Genomic DNA, 1,314 nt, shown 5'->3' on the forward strand with positions numbered 1-1,314 from the left:
CAGCCCTCCAACGACCTGCGCAGCGGCCGTGAGCTGGAGATCGCCGGGATCGAGCCGGTACCGGCGTAGAGCGTGATAGTGCGGCTGATGGTGAACCACGATCGACAGAAGTACGTTCGAGTCCACGAAGGTGTTGAGCGCATTTCCGGGGAGCTGCTTGGTGATTCGGGAAATCTCGTTGATGAGCTCGTGTGACGAGGTGGTGACGGTGAAGCTGGTCCACTCACTCTGCTCCCGATCTCCGAAGAACTTGTCGGGATTCCCGAGATCGTAGAAGTGCTCGGTTGCCTGCTTCCACAGCAGCGCACTCGGCGCGTACCTCATGTCTTCCACGATCGGGGTATCCAGATCGCCGATCGACGAACTGTCGGTGATGCTGCCGTTGGTGTCGAAGACGAAATCGCCCTCCGCTACGTCGATTCGGCCCTTCTCACCGGTGCGGACGTTCTCGTAGTCGAGTCCCGTCACGGTGATCTCGTCGCGAAGCGGAGTGTCCTTGAACACGAACTCCGTGATCTTCAGTTCGTTGACGAACTTCACACCCTTGCCTTCGAGGAAGGTCCGCATCGGCAAGATGATGCTCTCGTACTGGTTGTACGGGGACCTGGTGACACCCGCGAGAGTCTGAATGCGACTGAACTCGAGAATCATTCGATTCATGTACCGGCGCAGCTCCATCGCCGAACTCACCCGCTTGAACGCAAATGTGGTCTCCCACATGTACCAGAAGTTGGTGGTGAAAAAGTGCGGAGTGTCCTCGAACCACTGCTCGATACTGATGTCGTCGAGTTTTGCCTCGTCCGACTCCGGCATCGTCATCAGCTTCGTCAACAAGTACCGATCCTTGTTGTCGAATTGCATGTGCTTGTAGTCGTTCTCGCCCTTGTTGCGAATACCGTCGCGGTCGATCAACCGTGCAACGTCGTGTGTCGGATGCGCGTGGTCGAAATCGAGAATGTCATCCGTCACCGACTTTCCCGGGTTGTCCACCACACCGGTTTCGACGGCAACATAGACGAGTACATCGCCTGGGTCACACCGAAACTCTCGGCGATCGGCGGCACGATGCATCACATCGGCAACCACCTGGTCGAACTACACGGCGACCAGGCGATCAGCGAGGCGTATTCGATGTCCACACATTGGGGCGGTCCCGAAGGCATCGGGATGGTCAACTTCACCAGCGGTGCGCGATTCATCGACCACATGGAGCGACGCGACGGTCGTTGGGCGATCAAGGAGCGATGGGCCGTACGAGAGTGGACCCGCTCGGACGAGGGCCGCTTCGTCAACCCCGAAGGGCCTGGACCGCGT

2 protein-coding genes are annotated in these 1,314 nt (G+C 58.6%); one reads left to right on the plus strand and one right to left on the minus strand.

Annotation, left to right across the window (positions count from 1 at the left end; all coding sequences use genetic code 11):
* On the minus strand, window positions 1-969 hold a 969-nt coding region (locus ABT116_RS47000; RefSeq protein ID WP_351647483.1), incomplete at its 3' end, for an oleate hydratase.
* Here ABT116_RS47000 and ABT116_RS47005 point away from each other — a divergent pair.
* The coding region (locus ABT116_RS47005) for a nuclear transport factor 2 family protein (protein ID WP_351647485.1) at window positions 940-1,314 on the plus strand (375 nt) is incomplete at its 3' end. The genes ABT116_RS47000 and ABT116_RS47005 overlap by 30 nt on opposite strands.

The sequence above is a fragment of the Streptomyces sp. NPDC002130 genome, from assembly GCF_040296465.1.
Lineage (GTDB): Bacteria > Actinomycetota > Actinomycetes > Streptomycetales > Streptomycetaceae > Streptomyces.